15 protein-coding genes and 1 riboswitch are annotated in these 17,402 nt (G+C 72.2%); of the genes, 6 read left to right on the forward strand and 9 right to left on the reverse strand.

Translation table 11 applies throughout. The features are described 5' to 3' along the window. Positions 1-58: 58 nt before the first annotated feature. The 4 genes from IW248_RS22650 to IW248_RS22665 form a co-directional block, all read right to left on the reverse strand. The gene (locus IW248_RS22650) at positions 59-232 is read right to left on the reverse strand and encodes a CsbD family protein (protein WP_196928600.1); all 174 of its coding nucleotides are present in this window, start codon (positions 230-232) and stop codon (positions 59-61) included. 74 nt (positions 233-306) lie between these two features. Then, entirely contained in the window at positions 307-2,553 is a 2,247-nt protein-coding gene (locus IW248_RS22655) for a heavy metal translocating P-type ATPase (protein ID WP_196928601.1), read from the reverse strand. A gap of 12 nt (positions 2,554-2,565) precedes the next feature. Further along, positions 2,566-3,501, reverse strand: coding sequence for a DUF8832 domain-containing protein (locus IW248_RS22660; RefSeq protein WP_196928602.1), 936 nt, complete (start codon positions 3,499-3,501; stop codon positions 2,566-2,568). A 13-nt stretch (positions 3,502-3,514) separates the two neighbouring features. Beyond that, positions 3,515-3,724: a heavy-metal-associated domain-containing protein gene (locus IW248_RS22665; RefSeq protein WP_124818372.1), complete on the reverse strand. Its 210-nt coding sequence runs from the start codon at positions 3,722-3,724 to the stop codon at positions 3,515-3,517. 95 nt (positions 3,725-3,819) lie between these two features. Between IW248_RS22665 and IW248_RS22670 the strand changes: the two genes are divergently transcribed. The 3 genes from IW248_RS22670 to IW248_RS22680 all read left to right on the forward strand — a co-directional run bounded on the left by IW248_RS22670 (position 3,820) and on the right by IW248_RS22680 (position 7,108). Next, on the forward strand, positions 3,820-4,116 hold the full coding sequence (locus IW248_RS22670) for a metal-sensitive transcriptional regulator (RefSeq protein WP_030329541.1): 297 nt from the start codon (positions 3,820-3,822) through the stop codon (positions 4,114-4,116). A gap of 300 nt (positions 4,117-4,416) precedes the next feature. After that, a complete protein-coding gene (locus IW248_RS22675) occupies positions 4,417-5,787 on the forward strand; it encodes a YibE/F family protein (protein WP_196928603.1) in 1,371 nt (456 codons plus the stop codon). Between the two features lie 166 nt (positions 5,788-5,953). Continuing rightward, positions 5,954-6,084: riboswitch (cyclic di-AMP (ydaO/yuaA leader) on the forward strand. Between the two features lie 4 nt (positions 6,085-6,088). Beyond that, complete coding sequence (locus IW248_RS22680) at positions 6,089-7,108, forward strand: coiled-coil domain-containing protein (RefSeq protein ID WP_196928604.1); 1,020 nt, start codon at positions 6,089-6,091, stop codon at positions 7,106-7,108. Positions 7,109-7,167: 59 nt separating this feature from the next. Here IW248_RS22680 and IW248_RS22685 read toward each other — a convergent pair whose 3' ends face one another. Then, a complete protein-coding gene (locus IW248_RS22685; RefSeq protein WP_196928605.1) occupies positions 7,168-7,896 on the reverse strand; it encodes a carbonic anhydrase in 729 nt (242 codons plus the stop codon). 226 nt (positions 7,897-8,122) lie between these two features. Here IW248_RS22685 and IW248_RS22690 point away from each other — a divergent pair, with 226 nt between their 5' ends. Then, a complete protein-coding gene (locus IW248_RS22690; RefSeq protein ID WP_124818364.1) occupies positions 8,123-8,458 on the forward strand; it encodes a helix-turn-helix transcriptional regulator in 336 nt (111 codons plus the stop codon). A 53-nt stretch (positions 8,459-8,511) separates the two neighbouring features. Continuing rightward, positions 8,512-9,744, forward strand: a complete 1,233-nt coding sequence (gene mycP / locus IW248_RS22695; protein ID WP_307788153.1) for a type VII secretion-associated serine protease mycosin — start codon at positions 8,512-8,514, stop codon at positions 9,742-9,744. A gap of 91 nt (positions 9,745-9,835) precedes the next feature. Here mycP and IW248_RS22700 read toward each other — a convergent pair whose 3' ends face one another. The 3 genes from IW248_RS22700 to eccCa form a co-directional block, all read right to left on the reverse strand. After that, complete coding sequence (locus tag IW248_RS22700; RefSeq protein WP_030329555.1) at positions 9,836-10,114, reverse strand: WXG100 family type VII secretion target; 279 nt, start codon at positions 10,112-10,114, stop codon at positions 9,836-9,838. A 25-nt stretch (positions 10,115-10,139) separates the two neighbouring features. Further along, the gene (locus IW248_RS22705) at positions 10,140-10,448 is read right to left on the reverse strand and encodes a WXG100 family type VII secretion target (protein WP_030329557.1); all 309 of its coding nucleotides are present in this window, start codon (positions 10,446-10,448) and stop codon (positions 10,140-10,142) included. Between the two features lie 205 nt (positions 10,449-10,653). Beyond that, positions 10,654-14,619 carry a type VII secretion protein EccCa gene (gene eccCa, locus IW248_RS22710; protein WP_196928606.1) on the reverse strand — a complete coding sequence of 1,322 codons (3,966 nt, stop codon included), beginning with the start codon at positions 14,617-14,619 and terminating at the stop codon, positions 10,654-10,656. A 165-nt stretch (positions 14,620-14,784) separates the two neighbouring features. On the opposite strand from eccCa, the gene eccD reads away from it, so the two are divergent. Beyond that, positions 14,785-16,182: a type VII secretion integral membrane protein EccD gene (gene eccD, locus IW248_RS22715; RefSeq protein ID WP_196928607.1), complete on the forward strand. Its 1,398-nt coding sequence runs from the start codon at positions 14,785-14,787 to the stop codon at positions 16,180-16,182. Positions 16,183-16,191: 9 nt separating this feature from the next. Here eccD and IW248_RS22720 read toward each other — a convergent pair whose 3' ends face one another. Continuing rightward, the gene (locus IW248_RS22720) at positions 16,192-17,379 is read right to left on the reverse strand and encodes a type VII secretion protein EccE (protein WP_196928608.1); all 1,188 of its coding nucleotides are present in this window, start codon (positions 17,377-17,379) and stop codon (positions 16,192-16,194) included. Between the last annotated feature and the right edge of the window lie 23 nt (positions 17,380-17,402).

A 17,402-nucleotide genomic window follows, 5' to 3' on the forward strand; every position in this document is an offset into this window, starting at 1 on the left:
CACACAGCACGCCGGGCCGGTGATGATCACCGGCCCGGCGTGCGGGTTACGTCGTACGTCAGCTCTTGAAGGCGTCCTTGATCTTCTCGCCCGCCTGCTTGAGCTTGGAGGTGGACTGGTCAGCGCGACCCTCCGCCTCCAGCTGCTCGTTGCCGGTGGCCCGACCGGCGCCTTCCTTCAGCTTGCCGGTCGCGTCCTCGGTGGCGTTGTTGATCTTGTCGTCGATACCCATTGCCAACCTCCATTGCAAGCGTCGCTACGACCACAGAGGTACCCCCGCCGTCGCCGGCCCAACCATTACCCCTGTCACAGATCGGCAGCGGCCGAGCGAAAGCGACGCAGGCGCAGGCTGTTGGCCACCACGAAGACCGAGGACAGCGCCATCGTGGCACCGGCGATCATCGGGTTGAGCAGCCCCGCGGCGGCCAGCGGCAGGGCCGCCACGTTGTAGCCGAACGCCCAGAACAGGTTGCCCCGGATGATGCCGAGCGTGCGTCGGGACAGCCGGATGGCGTCCACCGCGGCGTCCAGGTCACCCCGGACGAGGGTGAGATCGGCCGCCTCGATCGCCACGTCGGTGCCGGTGCCCATGGCCAGCCCCAGGTCGGCCTGGGCCAGCGCCGGGGCGTCGTTGACCCCGTCACCGACCATCGCCACCGACCGCCCCTCGGCCTGGAGCCGCTTGATCACGTCGACCTTCCCGGCCGGCAGCACCTCGGCGATCACCTCGTCGATGCCCACCTCGGCGGCGACCGCGCGAGCCACTGTGGTGTTGTCCCCGGTCAGCAGGACCGGGGACAGCCCCAGCCCGCGCAGCCGGGCCACCGCCGCCCGGCTGCTCGGCCGGACCACGTCGGCGACCGCGAGCACGCCGCGGGCCCGTCCGTCCCAGCCGGCGACGATCGCCGTACGGCCGGCGGCCTCCGCGTCGCGCACGGCCCACTCGACCTCCGGCGGTACGTCGATCTCGTGCTCGCGCAGCAGCCGGACCCGGCCGACCAGCACGGTCCGCCCGTCGACAGTGCCGGTGACACCCAGCCCTTCGAGGTTGCCGAAGGCGGTCACCGGGGGCAGCGCGCCCTCGTCGCTGGCAGCGGCGGCGACCGCACGGGCGATCGGGTGCTCGGAGGCGGCCTCCACCGCCCCGGCGAGCCGCAGCAGCTCGGCCCGGTCCACACCGCTGGCCGGCACCACGTCCACCAGTGTCATCCGGCCGGTCGTCACGGTGCCGGTCTTGTCGAGCACCACAGTGTCCACCCGGCGGGTCGACTCCAGCACCTCCGGGCCCTTGATCAGCACGCCGAGCTGGGCGCCCCGACCGGTGCCGACCAGCAGCGCGGTCGGTGTGGCCAGGCCGAGCGCGCACGGACAGGCGATGATCAGCACGGCCACGGCGGCGGTGAACGCGGCGGTCGGGCCGGCCCCGGTGCCGAGCCACCAGCCGAGCGTGCCGACGGCGAGGGTGATGACGATCGGCACGAAGACCCCGGAGATCCGGTCCGCCAGCCGCTGCACGGCTGCCTTGCCGCTCTGCGCCTGCTCCACCAGGTCGGCCATCCGGGCGAGCTGGGTGTCCGCGCCGACCCGGGTGGCGGTGACGATCAGCCGCCCACCCGCGTTGATCGTGGCGCCGACCACGCCGTCACCCGGGGCGACCTCGACCGGCACCGACTCGCCGGTGAGCATGCTGGCGTCGACCGCGGAGGTGCCCTCGTCCACCACCCCGTCGGTGGCGATCTTCTCCCCGGGGCGGACCACGAACCGGTCACCGACGACCAGCCGGTCCACCGGGATCAGGGTCTCCACGCCGTCGCGCAGCACCGCCACGTCCTTGGCGCCGAGGTCGAGCAGGGCACGCAGGGCGGCGCCGGCGGTGCGCTTGGACCGCGCCTCGAAGTAGCGACCGGCCAGGATGAACACGGTCACCCCGGCGGCCGCCTCCAGGTAGATGTTGCCGGCGCCGTCGGTGCGGGTGATGTCGAAGCGGAACGGGTGCGTCATCCCGGGCATGCCCGCGTCACCGAGGAAGAGCGCCCAGAGCGACCAGCCGAACGCCGCCAGGGTGCCGAGCGAGACCAGCGTGTCCATGGTGGCCGCGCCGTGCCGCAGGTTGGTCCAGGCGGCCCGGTGGAACGGCAGCCCACCCCAGACCACCACCGGGGCGGCCAGGGTCAGCGACAGCCACTGCCAGTAGTCGAACTGCCAGGCCGGAACCATGGCCAGCAGGACCACCGGCACGCTCAGGGCCACCGAGACCCAGAGCCGGGTACGCGGGCCCCGCAACGGGTCCACCGGGGGTTCCGCGCTGGGCGGGGCCGGCAGCGCCGCCGTGTAACCGGTCTTCTGGACGGTCCCGATCAGGTCGTCCGGCGTGACGCCGTCGGCGTACCGGACTGTCGCCTTCTCGGTGGCGTAGTTGACTGTGGCGCTCACCCCGTCCATCCGGTTGAGCTTCTTCTCGATCCGGGCGGCACACGCGGCGCAGGTCATCCCGCCGATCGCCAGTTCGATCCGGTTCGGCGCCTCGGGCAGCGGTCTGCTGGTGGTGGTCATCGTCTGGTCCCGTCAGTTGTGTCCGTGCCCGGGGGTGCCGTGGTCGGCCTCGCCGGTCGGTGCGGGCCCGCTCGGGGTGGGGACGTCGCCGGTCGGGGCAGCGCCGGCGACCACCGTGAACTCGGCCGTGTGCACCCGCCCGCCGTGTTGGAAATCGAGATAGAGGCGGTAGCTGCCGGACGAGGGCACCTCGGCGAGGAAGGTGACGGCCGGACCGGGCCGGGTGCGCCCGTCGCCGGGCGTCCCGTCCGGGTGCACGTGCAGGTACGCCAGATCACCCCGGCGCAGTGCCACCAGGTGCCCGTACGCGCCCAGGTAGGGCTCCAGGTCGGTGACCGGCTGCCCGTCCCGGCTGACGGTCAGGGTCAGCGATGACGTGCGGCCCGGCTGCGGCGCACCGGTCAGGGTGACCGTGTAGCCGTCGACGGTGGTGCTGGTCGCCGGGGCGGGCAACTGCCGTTCGGTCAGCTCCCCGGGGACCGTCACGTCCACGCCGAGGGTCAGCGGCTCGCCCCCGGTTGGCGTGAAGTCGGCGAACGCCCGCCACTGCCCGGGGCCGGTCAGCGGGGAGTCGACCCGCCAGGTGCCGTCCGGGGCCAGGTCGGGGTGGACGTGACGGAAGCCGGAGAGGTCCCGGCGGGCGACGATCAGGTGCATCAGCTTGTCGTGCGCCACCTCGTACCGGGTGACCGGGCGGCCGTCCGGGCCGGCGATCCGGAAGGCGAACTCGCCGGGCGGGGCGTCGACCGGTTCGAGGGTGTAGCCGCGTTCGGAGACGAGCAGCCCGCCGGGGATCCGGTCTGTCGTCCCGCCGCGCTCGTCCGCCGACGGGGCGGCGGCGGCGACCGGGGCGGGGTCGGGGTCGACGACCCGGCCGACCCCGTACGTCGCGCCGAAGACCGCCGCCAGGCCGACGGCGAACCCGGCCAGTCTCGTCACCGTACGCACGCCGGCCCTCCGATCACGCGTCGACGAGGTCGTAGCCGGCCTCGTCGACGGCGGCCCGGACGACCGCGGTGTCCAGCGGCTGGTCGCTGCTGACGGTGACCCGGCCGGCCGCGAGGTCGACCTGGACCTCACGCACGCCCGTGATGGCGCCGACCTCGGCGCTCACCGCGCTGACGCAGTGCCCACAGGTCATGCCCTGCACCTGGTACGTGGTGTTGACCATCGGATCGTCTCCTTTACGGTACCGGTACCCCGTGGGGGTATCTCATCCGACCACGACCGTACCATACCCCCTGGGGGTACGCTATCCTGGTCGGCATGACCGCACCCACCCCGATCCGCGGATACACCGCCAGCAAGGACCAGCTGCTCGCGCGGCTCCGCCGCGTCGAGGGGCAGGTCCGGGGCATCGAGAAGATGGTCGACGACGACCGCTACTGCATCGACGTGCTCACCCAGATCTCCGCCATCCAGGCCGCCCTCGACAAGGTGGCCCTCGGGCTGCTCGACGGGCACGCCCGGCACTGCATGCACGAGGGCGCCGCCGAGGGCCGGGCCGACGAGATGGCCACCGAAATGATGGCGGCGGTCGGCCGGCTCATGAAGCGCGGCTGACGGCCCCGGGACCGCCGTGCGGGCGGTTCGACCGCCCGACACCCCGCCACGACCTGCAAGCCCCGGGTCGGCTGGCTAGCATCTCCCACGATGGCCTTCCGTATGCCGCTGCACAGTCGGGCACCGGCGACACCACCATGTGGCGTCGCCTCCGGCCGACCGGGCCGAGCACTGACCGTCCGTGATCAAGCGTTGATCAGGCAGCGATGCGCCCCGCCGTCCGCCGCGTTTCCCACCGAAACGGTGAACCGCCCGGCCCGCTGACCCGTACCACGCACCGGATCGTTGGGAGTTCCCGCCTTGGCCGCCGACCACACTCACTCTGCTCCGTCCGCCCCACCACGGGTGCGACGGATCCTCGTCCTGACGGTCGTACCCCTCTTCGTCGCCACCGTGCTGGCCGCGGCGCTGCTCTGGCCGCGCGGCGGGTCACCGCAGACCGATGGTGGTGCGGACGTGCCGCGCTACCCCGGCACCGTCACCCGGGTGGTGAGCGAGCCGTGCCCGCCGGTGCCGTCGGTTCCCGAGGGCACACCGAGGGTCGGCGACGGGCGGTGCGGCACTGTCGACGTCCGGGTGGACGACGGGCCGACCGCCGGCCAGCAGGTCCAGACACCGGTGCCCGACGGACCCGGCGCACCCCGGGTCGAGGTCGGCGACGAGGTCATCCTTGTCGAACTCGCCGACCCGACCGATCCCACCACCAGCAACTGGAACATCGCCGAGCACCAACGCGGCACCCCGATGGTGTGGCTGGCGGTGGTCTTCGCGGCCGCGATCGTCGCGTTCGGTAGGTGGCGAGGTCTGGCCGCGCTCGCCGGGCTGGCCGCCAGCTTCGCCATCCTGCTCACCTTCGTGCTGCCCGGCATCGGCGCCGGCCGGTCACCACTGCTGGTGGCGGTGGTCGGCGCGGCCCTGATCATGTTCGTGGTGCTCTACCTGACCCACGGGGTCACCGCACAGACCTCGGTCGCGGTGCTCGGCACCCTGGGCAGCCTGGTGCTGACCGGCGTGCTCGCCACAATCGCCACGGCCGCGACCCACCTCACCGGCTTCGGCAGCGAGGACGCCACCACCCTGTCGATGTTCCAGGGCGACGTGGACCTGCACGGTCTGCTGCTCGCCGGAATCATCATCGGATCGCTCGGTGTGCTCGACGACGTGACGGTCACCCAGGCGGCCACCGTCACCGAGCTGGCGAACGCCAACCCCGGCCTGACCCGGTTGCAGCTGTACCGTGCGGCCACCCGGGTCGGCCGCGCGCACATCGCCTCCACAGTCAACACCATCGTGCTGGCGTACGCGGGCGCGTCGCTGCCCCTGCTGCTCCTGCTCACTGCCGACTCGCGGCCGATCGGGCAGATCCTCACCAGTGAGTTCCTCGCGCAGGAGATCGTCCGCAGCGCGGTCGCCACCCTCGGTCTGATCGCCGCCGTGCCGCTGACCACCGGGCTGGCCGCAGTGGTGACCGCCGCCGGCCGCACCGATGCGACGCCGTCCACCGACGCCCCCGCCCGGCGACCCCAGCCGGACCGCAGCGAGGCACTTGCCGCACTCAGCTCACCGCGAACGGTCGGCTCCGACGAGCCGGACCAGCCGCGGATCGCACCCCCATCCCAGGCCACCGACAGGTGGCCGGAGTCGAACAGGAGCACGGATACGGCATGGTGACACTCCTCAGCGTGACCAGATCGGGCATCCACCCTGAGAACCACGTCACTGGTCACTCAACGCTATGGCGAAATGACGCTTTTGGTCGGCATCCAGGCGTAGCTCACCCGGTCGACTCTCGGGTAACCTCGCTGCCGGTTACCGATGAAGGCGCGAAGCGGCGCCTGCGGTGCCACCGCCCAATCGCCAACCGGCGAGCCGGGGACCCAGGTACCTGGGGTGAATCCGCGTCAGCGGTAGGGGCCACTTCCGCCCCGAACCCGTCAGCTAACCCGGTCGGCGGTCGACGGAAGGGAACATTGTGACGGCACCCCTACGCCGCTGGTTGACTCCCGTGGTGGCCGTGATCGCCGCACTGACCGTGCTCGCCGGGCCGCTCCCGGCGCACGCCGCCCCGACGACTCCCACACCGTCCGGGCACGAGGAGGACGGCGAGCCCAAGCTGCTCAACGACGTCATCGAGCAGGCCAACCGCGACTACTCCGCCGCAAAGTCCAAGCTGGACAAGTCCAAGAAGCGGCAGGGCGAGTTGGCGGCGGAGGTCGACCGGGCAAAGGCCGACCTGGACGCGTTGGCCCCGCAGGTCGCGCAGATCGCCGCCCAGGCGTACCGGACCGGCCGGATCGGCGCGGTCGCGATGCTGCTGGAGAGCGATGCGCCCGACTCGTTCGTCCAGCGCGCCGGGATGCTCGACGAGATGAACATGGTCAACGAGAAGAAGCTCTCCGAGGTCAACGAGGTGAAGGCCCGCGCCGAGCAGGCCAAGCTGGCCCTCGACACCGAGGTCCGGGAGCAGCAGAAGCAGACCGCCCTGATGGCGAAGCGCAAGAGCGAGGCCGACAAGGCGCTCTCCCTCGTCGGCGGCAAGGGTTTCACCGGCGGCCTGGTGGATGCCACCTCCAAGGTCGCGAAGATCGGCCCGGGTCGCACGGCCGACGGTGACTGGAAGCCCCAGTCGTGCAGTGAGAACGACCCCACCACGTCCGGCTGCATCACGCCGCGCACGCTGCACGCGTACAAGGAGGTCAAGGCGGCCGGCTTCAACCGGTTCGTCGGCTGCTACCGCCCCGGCGGGCCGTGGGAGCACCCGAAGGGCCGCGCCTGCGACTGGTCGCTACAGAGGAGCGGCTTCGCCCCGTGGCACAACAACGACACCCGGACGTACGGCAACAACGTCGCCGCGTTCCTCATCCGTAACGCCGACCGTCTCGGCATCTACTACGTGATCTGGAATCGGCAGATCTGGTTCCCGGCCACCGGCTGGAGCTCGTACAGCGGACCGTCGAACCACACCGACCACGTCCACATGTCGCTGCTCTGACCCGCACGATCCCCGGTCGAGGGCCGTTCCGCGCGTGACGCGGAGCGGCCCTCGTCGCGTCAGACGGTGGCAGGGGCAGCCGGGTCGGTCGATTCGGTCGGGGCGTCCAGCGTCGCGAAGCCAGCCGGCACGGCGGCCACCGGGCGCACCGCTCCGGCGGCCAGCCGGTAGGACACGCCCACCACCGCGCACCGCCCCCGCGCCACCTCCTCGGCCAGCACGGGGGACTGCCCGAGCAGCGTCTCGACGGTCTGTGCGATGTGGATGTCGACGATGCCGTCGATGTCGTCCACGCCCTCGGCCTCGGCCCGGCGCAGGCTGGGCAGCACGGCGTCGACCACCGCGCGCAGATGCCCACTCGGTGCGGTACCTGTCGCCGCGGCCTCTCGGGCGGCCTGCACCGCACCGCACGAGTCGTGGCCGAGCACCACCACCAGCGGAGTGCCGAGCACGGTCACCGCGTACTCGACACTGCCGAGCACCTCGGGCCCGGCGGTGTGTCCAGCCGTGCGGACCACGAACAGGTCCCCCAGCCCTCGGTCGAAGATGATCTCGGCGGCCAGCCGGGAGTCGGAGCAGCCGACGACCACCGCGAACGGGTGTTGCCCGTCGGCCACGGCGGCGCGGCGCCCGGCATCCTGGTTGGGGTGGCGGGGGGCGCCACCGACGAAGCGCCGGTTGCCGGCGACCAGCTCGGCGTACGCGAGGGTCGGCTCGCTGAGCACGGACGCCCGGTCGGTGATCCGCTGCGAACCCGGCTGACCGCCGACGCTCCCGGTATGACTCATCCCGCACCTCGTCTCGACGCGTCTGACCTGGTCAAGCCGGCTCGCCGCCGGCCGGGTGGCGGGCGCTGGCTCGTGCTCCACCGTCACACGCACCGTAAGATGCGTCAAGGTATGCGTGATTTAGATTTCATACGTTGACCCCCGGTCGCCCCCTGGGCAACCGTGACGGGGCAGGGCGGACCAGACTCTCCCGAGGGCAGGCGGACATCCCGAAAGGCGGTCAACGATGGCGAGCACGGTGACGGGCGACACCGACGGCGGGCGGAACTGGACGTTCCTCACCAATCACGGGCACGTCCTGCTGGCAATCGCCCGCGACCCGACCGCCCGACTGCGTGACGTCGCGGCCGAGGTCGGCGTGACCGAACGGGCCGCGCAGGCGATCGTGGCCGACCTGGAGGCGGGCGGTTACCTGCACCGCACCCGGGTCGGGCGACGCAACGAGTACACCCTCAACCCGGCCGGCCGCTTCCGGCACCCCGCCGAGGCCGACCGGCAGGTCGGCGACCTGCTCGCGCTCTTCGCCGACACTCCCACCAGGAAGGCACAGCAGCAGGCCTGAGCCTCGTTACCCGGGGGCCGCTGCCCGACCCGTCACGGCGGTAACCTTTGCGGGTGCGCGAATGCCCGCCGTTGAGCGCGACCCGATCCCGACGTGCCCTCCGCGGCGTCCTCAGTGGAGCGCTGGCGGCCCTGCTCGGTGCCGGCCTGGTGGCACCACCCTCCCCTGCGACCGCGGCACCACCCCTCTGCGGCCCCAGCGGCGTCGTGAGCCTGACCCAGATGCCGTGGGCGCAACGCCGGCTGGAGCCGTCCTCGGCGTGGCCGCTGTCCCGGGGCGCCGGGGTCACGGTGGCCGTGATCGACTCGGGAGTCTCCGCCGCGCACCCGCTCCTCAAGGGGCAGGTGCTCGAGGGTCGCGACTTCAACGGCCTGACGGCCCGGCAGGGCCAGTGCGACGAGGCCGGGCACGGCACGCTGATCGCCGGCATCATCGCGGGCCGGGAGGGCACCGTCGTCCCCTTCAGTGGCATCGCCCCGGCCGCCCGCATCCTGCCGATCCGGGTCCTTCAGCAGCTCGGGGCGGTCAACAACCCACAGCTTCCCGCAGAGATCGCGGCGGCCATCGACTGGGCGGTCACGCAGGGCGCTGACGTGATCAACCTGTCCCTGACGACAATTCCCCGCCCCGAACTGACGGCGGCAGTCGAGCGCGCGCTGGCCAAAGGGGTGGTCCTGGTCGCCGCGGCCGGCAACCGGTCGGAAGATTCCCAGAACCTGCCGGGCTACCCGGCCGCATACCCCGGGGTGATCGCGGTTGGCGGAGTGGACGAGCAGGGCAACCACGTCGGCACCTCGATCAGCGGCGACTACGTCGACATCGCGGCGCCGGGGATGAACATCGTCGGGCCGGCACCCGGCAACAGCGGCTACCGCACCGTGCCGGAGGGCGGCACCAGCTACGCGGCCGCGTACGTCTCAGGAGTCGCCGCGCTGGTGCGGGCCGCCTACCCGAGTCTCAACCCGCAGCAGGTCGCCGATCGGCTGAAGCGCACCGCGGACAACCCACCCGAGGGTCAGAATGCCGACATCGGCTACGGGATGGTCAACCCCTACCGGGCGGTGTCGAGCCTGCTCGGCACCCGGGCGAACCCGCCCGCCGGTGCGCTCCCGGCACCCGCCGTGCGGGACGACCCGCTGAGCTGGCAACGCCCCGCCGCGATCTGGGCGGCGGTCATCGGCGCCCTGCTCGCCGGCCTGCTGCTGGTCGCGCGACCGATCATGGCCCGGGGCCGCCGACGCGCCTGGCGCCCCGGCCGACACACCGACGCACCGACTGCCGGCTGAGCGGCGCACCGCGGCGCGGTGCCGACGCCTACACCAACACAGAGCGGCTCCGGGCCGGGTGAACCGGACCGGAGCCGCTCGTGCGAATGCCTCAGCTCCACACCTTGGAGTTGCTCATCTCCGTGGTGAGGTAGTTTTCGCGGGCGATGCCCACGGCACCGCCGATCTCGTTCAGGATCCGGTTGATGTCCCGGACCGCCGCGTCCCACTTCGCCTGGTGCTGCTCGTAGGCAACCCGGTCCTCGCCGTCCCAGTGCAGCTTGGTCAGCATCGACCGCAGCGTGTCAAGCTTTTCCTCGAGGGTCTTCGAGATGGCCTGCATCTGCTGGTTGCTGCTCTCGAGGACCGCATAGTCAACTTTGATCGTCACGATTTCCTCCTCTGCCGGCTGCGGATCACGGGTTGAGAGCAGAGTGGAACTTGTCCAGCATCTGCTGCTGCTCTTCGTCGTTGACCTGGTGCGTCGTACCCGACTTGTCGAGCAGGTCAGCGATGCTGTCCATCGCCGTCAGCAGTTTGACGGTGTCCTCGTTCCAGCGCGTCATCAGCGACTGGAAGCCCGTGGACGCCTGACCCTTCCACGCGATGGCCAGGTCGTCGACGACGTTCCACAGCTTCTTCAGCTCGCCATCGACCTCGCTGCGCGTGGACCGCACGTCACTCGCGGCGGTATGCAGAGTCGCAGCTTCGACCTCGAACGCCATGCTTCACACCCTTCCGTCTGTTGTGGTGGCGGCTTCGCCGCACCCCTCCCCCGCGGCAAGGCAGCAACACCCCACCGACGGACACTCCTGTGAAGACCGTAGCGGAACCTGTCCAGCCCTCGCAGCCCTGACCGGGGACGTTCGATGGATGGTGGTGAATCGGACCGAGAAGGCCCACCACCACCTACCGAACGACCGACCGCGCTCAGGCCGGCTCAGACCAGGCGGTCTGAATCAGCTGCTGGCCGTCGCGACGGCGCACCAGGGTGCCCCGACCGGGCGGTTGCGGGCTCGGTCGCAACGTGCCGAAGACCGCGCCCTCCTCCCGGTTGCCGGACATCAGCAGGCCCGGCGAGTCCAACTCACGCAGCCGTTGCAGCACCGGCTCGTAGAGTGCCCTGGACACACCGCCGACCCGACGCGTGACGATCAGGTGCAGACCGATGTCGCGGGCCTGCGGCAACAGCTCCTGCAGGGCGCTGAGCGGGTTGCTGCCGCCGGAGGCCACCAGGTCGTAGTCGTCCACCAGGATGTACAGATCCGGACCCTTCCACCAGCTCCGATCGCGCAGCTGGGCGGTGGTCACGTCCGGGCCGGGAAGTCGGTTGGTGAGCGCGCTGCGGATCGACCCGAGCCCCTGGGCGAACGCCTGGTTCGACGGGGCGTAGTCGAGCAGGTGGTCACCCTCCACCGCCCCCAGCAGGCCACGCCGGTAGTCGGCGATCACCAGCCGGGCCTGCGCCGGCGTGTACCGCTCGGTGATCCCCCGGGCGATCAGGCGCAGCAGGTTGGTCTTGCCGCACTCCGCGTCGCCGAAGACCGTCAGGTGCGGCTCGTTGGTCAGGTCCAGGTAGACCGGCGCGAGTGCCGACTCGTTGACACCGACCGGGATCCCCGGCGCCGACCGGTCGATGATCCGGGCCAGCTCCGCCACCGGCAGTCGGCGCGGCAGCAACCGCACCTTCGGCGCCGGGCGGCCCGGCCAGTTCGCCGCCACGTGCCCGGCCAGGGACAGCGAGGCCTCGCTCAGATCCTCGATGTCGCGACGACCGTCGATCCGCGAGATGGCGGTGAGGAAGTGCAGCTTGTCGCGGGTCAGGCCCCGACCGGGCGACTTCTCCGGCACGTTGTTCGCCGCACGGCGGTCGATCTCGGACTCCGACGCGTCGCCGAGGCGCAGCTCCAACTTGGTGCCGAGCAGGTCCCGCATGTTGATCCGGATCTCCGCCCACCGCACGGCGGTGAGCACCACGTGCACACCGAAGCCGAGGCCCCGGTTGGCCAACGTGGTGATGGTCTGCTCCAACTCCTCGTACTCCTGGCGCAGTGTGTTCCACCCGTCCACCACCAGGAACACGTCGCCGAACGGGTCGTCCGCGAACTCACCAGCGGCACGGCGACGGCGGTAGCTCGCCACCGAGTCGATACCGTGCTGGGCGAAACGACTCTCCCGTTCGTCCAGCACGGCGACCACCTCGGCCACCGTCCGGCGGACGGCCTCGACGTCGCGCCGACCAGCCACCCCGGCCAGGTGCGGCAACCGCTCCATGCTGCGCAGCGCGCCCCCGCCGAAGTCCAGGCAGAAGAACTGCACCTCGCGTGGCGTGTGCGTGAGCGCCAGCGAGGCGAGCAGCGTACGCAGCATCGTGCTCTTGCCACTGAGCGACCGACCGACGATGACCACGTTGCCGCCGGCCCCGGCCAGCTCGACCATCATCGGGTCCCGGCGCTGCTCGTAGGGGCGGTCCACGACGCCGACCGGGACGGTCAGCCGCCCGCGCCCGGGCCAGGACGCGGTGCACAGCCCGTAGGTCGGGTCGACCGCCAGCGGGCCGAGCAACTCACCCAGGCCGGGCGGGTCGGCCAGCGGCGGCAACCACACCTGGTGAGCCGGGCGGCCCCGGCCCTTGAGCTGGTCGATCAGCACGTCGAGCATCGCCACGGCCTTGCCGTCGGCCGGCTGCTCCGGCTCCGGGGCGGTGTCCACCGGCACCTGCGGGACCTGCGCCGGAACGAAGTCGAGCCCGTACGGCACGATCCGCCGCTGCACCAGCGCCTGCGAGGCGGATGCCTGCTGCCCCGGTGCCCGATACGCCCCCGACACGTACGCGGCCCGGAACCGCAGCATGGTGCTGGTGTCCGTCTTCAGGTAGCCGTGGCCCGGCGCGTTCGGCAACTCGTACGCGTCCGGTACGCCGAGCACGATCCGGCTCTCCACGGCGGAGAACGTGCGCAGACCGATCCGGTACGACAGGTGCGTGTCGAGGCCCCGCAGCTTGCCCTCCTCGAGGCGCTGGCTGGCCAGCAGCAGGTGCACGCCGAGGGACCGACCCAGCCGGCCGATCATCACGAACAGGTCGATGAAGTCCGGTTTGGCGGCGAGCAGTTCGCTGAACTCGTCACAGATGATCAACAGGCTGGGCATCGGAGCCAGCGGCTCACCTGCCGAACGCGCCTTCTCGTACTCGAAGCGGGAGACGTAGTTGCCGGCCGCCCGCAGCAGCTCCTGCCGGCGCACCATCTCGCCGGCGAGCGCGTCGCGCATCCGGTCGACGAGCGGCAGCTCGTCGGCCAGGTTGGTGATCACCGCGCTGGTGTGCGGCAGCGCCTCCAGCGAGGCGAAGGTCGCGCCGCCCTTGAAGTCCACCAGGACGAAGTTCAGTTCCTCCGACGAGTGGGTCACCGCCAACGCGGCCACCACAGTACGCAGCAGCTCGCTCTTGCCGGACCCGGTCGCGCCGATCACCAGGCCGTGCGGGCCCATGCCCTCGTGTGCCGACTCCTTGAAGTCGAGCTCGACCACGTTGCCGTCCGGGCCGACACCGAGTGGGATGCGCAGCCGATCGCGGTGACCACGCGGACGCCAGGTGTTCTGCACGTCCACCGCCGCGGCGTCACCGACGCCGAGCAGGTCCGGCAGCTCCGTGCTGCGGGCCAGCGGCTCGTCGCCTCCGGTCTGCTGCTGGGAGAGCCGGTAGGGGGCGATCTGTCGGGCCAGCCCCTCGACGGCCTCGGCGCTGAGCCGGTCGGGCCGACCCAACGTCGACGACGAGCTGCCCCGGACCAGATCGAGTGAGTCTCCGTCGCCCACGTCCAGGCAGAGCAGCCAGCGGCCGGCGTCGCGGGGCACCGTCCCGGAGAGGTCGATCACGGTGGCGCCGAGCAGCCCCGGGCCCACCAGCTGGCAGGTCGGTGAGATCTCCCCGCCGTCGATCACCACGACCAGGTGCGGGGCGGTGGTCAGCGGCTTGGCCTCCGGCGCGAACCGGGGCCGCCCGGCCAGCTCGGCGGCGAGCGACGCCTCGGCCTCGGCCAGGCTGGCGAAGACCAGCCGGCGCGCGCCGGCCGCGTCGGTACGACCGCTGTGGTGGGCGTGTGGCAGCCACTTCACCCAGCCCCAGGCCGACTGCCGGTCGGGTGCGGCGACCACTGCGATCACCAGGTCGTCCGGTGCGTGGAAGGTGGCCAGCTGCCCCAGCGCAGCCCGGGTCAGGTCGAGCACGGGCTCACGGTCGCCACGCAGCACCACCCGGCTGAACGCGCGCACCGACAGCGCCGTCGGTAGTTCGGGCACCGTGGAGTGTGCACGGACGAACCGGCGCAGCGCGATGGCGCTCATCGGCTCCAGGTCCTCCACCGGCTTCGTCTCCGGTGGGACGATCTCCACGGCGAGCCGCTGCGGGCCGAGGGCGATCCGGGTCTCACCGAAGTCGTCCTCGGTGATCCGCCGCTCCCAGAGTCGCCGGGACGCGGCGATCGACCAGAGCGCGTCGGGCTCCGGGTGCCGCCAGGCCATCGCGGCCCGCTGCTGCTCGGCGGCGCGCCGGGTGCGCTTGCGCATCTGCGCCAGGTAGCGCATGTAGTCACGGCGATCGGCGTTCAGCTCGGCCTTGTCCTTGCCACCGCTGTTGGCGAGCGAGCCGATCGCCATGCCGAGCATCGAGACACCGAACAAGCCACCGGCGACGTAGGTCATCATGCCGCCGCCCTTGCCGGCATACAGGAACGCCATGGCACCGACCCCGCAGAACATCGGCAGGATCATGAGCAGCTGCCCCATCCCGCGGGGTGTCGGCTCGGGCAGCTCGGGAGGCGACTCCAACAACACCTCGCCGCGCGGCAGGGCCGGCCCCGGCTGACGCGGGAGCCGGCGGAACACCACAGTGCTCACGGCTGTCTCCTCCCCAGAAGCGGCCCTGATGACGTGCGGCCGCGGAACACCGCCCGCGGGTGGGCATCGTACGTGCCGTCATCGTAGGTAATCTGCCGTGTGCGCGGTGGACCCGGACCGCAGCATCACAGACAGCCGATCACAGACGCACACCTGGAGGCCACTGTGGCGACGAAGACGGCGACCGGTGGTCTGAGCCGGATCACCATCGTGGCTCCACGTACCCGAATGGATCTGGCGCTGCCGTCGGACGTTCCGATGGCGGATCTGCTCCCCACCCTGCTGCGCTACGCCGGCGAGGACATGGCCGACGAGGGTGCCCGGCACGGCGGCTGGGCACTGTCCCGGTTGGGTGGTGCGCCACTCGACGGTGGTCGTACCGCTGCGCAGCTCAGTGTCCGGGACGGTGAGGTGCTCTACTTCAACCCCCGGTCGGAGGCCGCGCCGGAGATCGTCTTCGACGACGTGGTGGACGCGGTCGCGACCGCGACCAACCAGCGCCCCGGCGCCTGGCAGGTCGGTGCGACCCGCTCCTTCGCGGTGATCTTCGCGGCGGCGGCGCTCGGCGCCGGCGCGCTGGCCGCCCTCTTCGCCGGCCCGCCGCACCTGCCCGGCGCGCTGGCCGCGCTGCTGGTCGCGGTGGCGCTGTTGGTGGGCGCCGCGGTGCTGTCCAGGGCCGCCGGTGACAGCGGTATCGGCGCGGTGCTGGCCCTGGTCGGCCTGGTGCACGCGGCCACCGGCGGCCTGCTGCTGCTCGCCGACGATCGAGCGCTGACCCAGTTGGCCAGTCCGCATGTCCTGCTCGCGGCGACCGCCGCGCTGGTGGCCGGCGCGGTGGCCGTGCTGGCGGTCGGCGACCGGTACCCCCTCTTCTTCGCCGCGATCGGGGTCGCGGCCGCGACCGGCCTGGGCGCGATCCTCTGCCTGGTCCTCGGCCTCGACGCGGCGGCCTCCGCCGCCGTGGTCGCGGCGGTCGCGTTCGGCGTGGTGCCGGCGCTGCCGATGATGGCCTACCGGCTCGCCCGGCTCCCGGTGCCGTCGATCCCGACCGGTCCGGAGGACCTGAAGACCGACAGCGAGTCGGTGGACGGTCGGCAGGTGCTCCAGCAGAGTGAGCGCGCCGACCAGTTCCTGGCCGGTCTGCTGTGGACGGTGTCCCTGCTCGTGCTGGGCGCGCAGTTCGTGCTGGCCCTGGACGGGCGCCTGCCGGCGGTGCTGCTGTGCCTGGTGCTGGCCCTGCTGTCGCTGCTGCGGGCTCGCCCCCTCCTGGGCCGGGCCCAGCGCACCCCGGTGCTGCTGGCCGGCACCGTGGGTCTGGGCCTGGCCGCCGCGGCCACCTTCGCGGGTGGGTCGCTGCCGGTACGGCTCGGCCTGATCCTGGGCGGGCTGATGCTCGCCGCCGTGATCAGCCTGATCTACGGTCTGACCGTCGCCGGCAAGCGCATCTCGCCGGTCTGGGGCCGCCTGCTCGACATCGCCGAGATCCTGCTCATCATCTCGCTGGTGCCGCTCGCCTTCTGGGTCTGCGGTCTCTACGGCTGGATCGTCAACCTCCGACCCTGACCGCACCGGTCAGCGCGACCGCGGACCGGTGGAGACGCCCAACGCCGACGCGACCGGGGCTGCGGCGTAGACGCCCGGAGCATGCTGACCGTCCATCGGCCGGGTGGACGCGCCCACCCGATCGGCGACCTCGCGCACCACCTTGACCAGGGCCTCGACGTGGTTGTCCATCGCCGCGACCCGCAGCAGCGGTGCCGCCACCCGGCCGTCCGCCGAGACGCTCACGGCCACCGTGTGCGACGGCGCCGAGGTGGCGGTGATCGCGTCCACGAGGGGGCCCAGCGGCGCGTCGGACCGCCCTCGCAGAGCCATGACGCGGTGCGTCCAGCCGCCGCCGCGCAACCCGTGCCAGCTCTCCGCCGGCGACTCGGGCACCAGGTCCAGACCAGCGGCCGAGACGATCGCCGCGCGTAGTTCCTCACGGCCCAACGGGCGGTGGGACAACCCCGCCGAGGTCAGCGCCTTGCCGAGGCGGCCGATCCCGGCGGCCACCGTCCGGTGCACGCCGGTCAGCCCACCGCCCCGGCTCACCGCCTCGACCCGGGCGTCCCGGACGGTGAGCCGCACCGCCACCCAGACGGTCCGGTGTGCCGCCGGTGGAGCACCGGGTGCCGGGTACCAGACCAGCGTGTGCGCGACGACCTGGGCCCGGGAGACCGGGGCGTTGAAGTCCGCGAGCACCCCCAGCGCGCGGTCCACCGCGGAGGCGTCGACGGAGCCGACCGCCGCGCCGGTGGCGGACTGCAGGGCGACGGCCGCGAACCAGCCCTGGTCGTCGCGCCCGATGCCGAGCCGGGTGCCTCGGTCGGTCAGCTCGATAACACTCAACTCCGGGGCGAGCGCAGCCAACCGCGGGTCGGTCGCCGTGCCGCTGGCCAGCACGGCCGACGCCCGCTCGCCGCGTCGCCGCAGGCGTCGGCGCAGCAGCAGGTCCTCGAACCACCACCGGCCACCTCGACGGGCGAAGGCCGCCAGGACGACGAGCAGCGCCGCCGCGCCCACCGCGGCGAGCACCCAGCTGGGTCCGGCCGTGGCGGCCCAGACGCCGACCACGCACAACTCCAGCACGACGAGTTGCCCGACCAACACGGGACCGACCCGTCCACGGCCGGGCCGTTCGGCCGGCGGCGCCGACCGGGTCGGTACGTCGACAGGGTCCGTGACCGCTCGGGCGGGTGGCGCCTGAACCTGCGTCATCGCTGACTGTCCCTCCTGCACGG

The organism is Micromonospora ureilytica (assembly GCF_015751765.1).
GTDB classification, from domain to species: Bacteria; Actinomycetota; Actinomycetes; order Mycobacteriales; family Micromonosporaceae; genus Micromonospora; species Micromonospora ureilytica.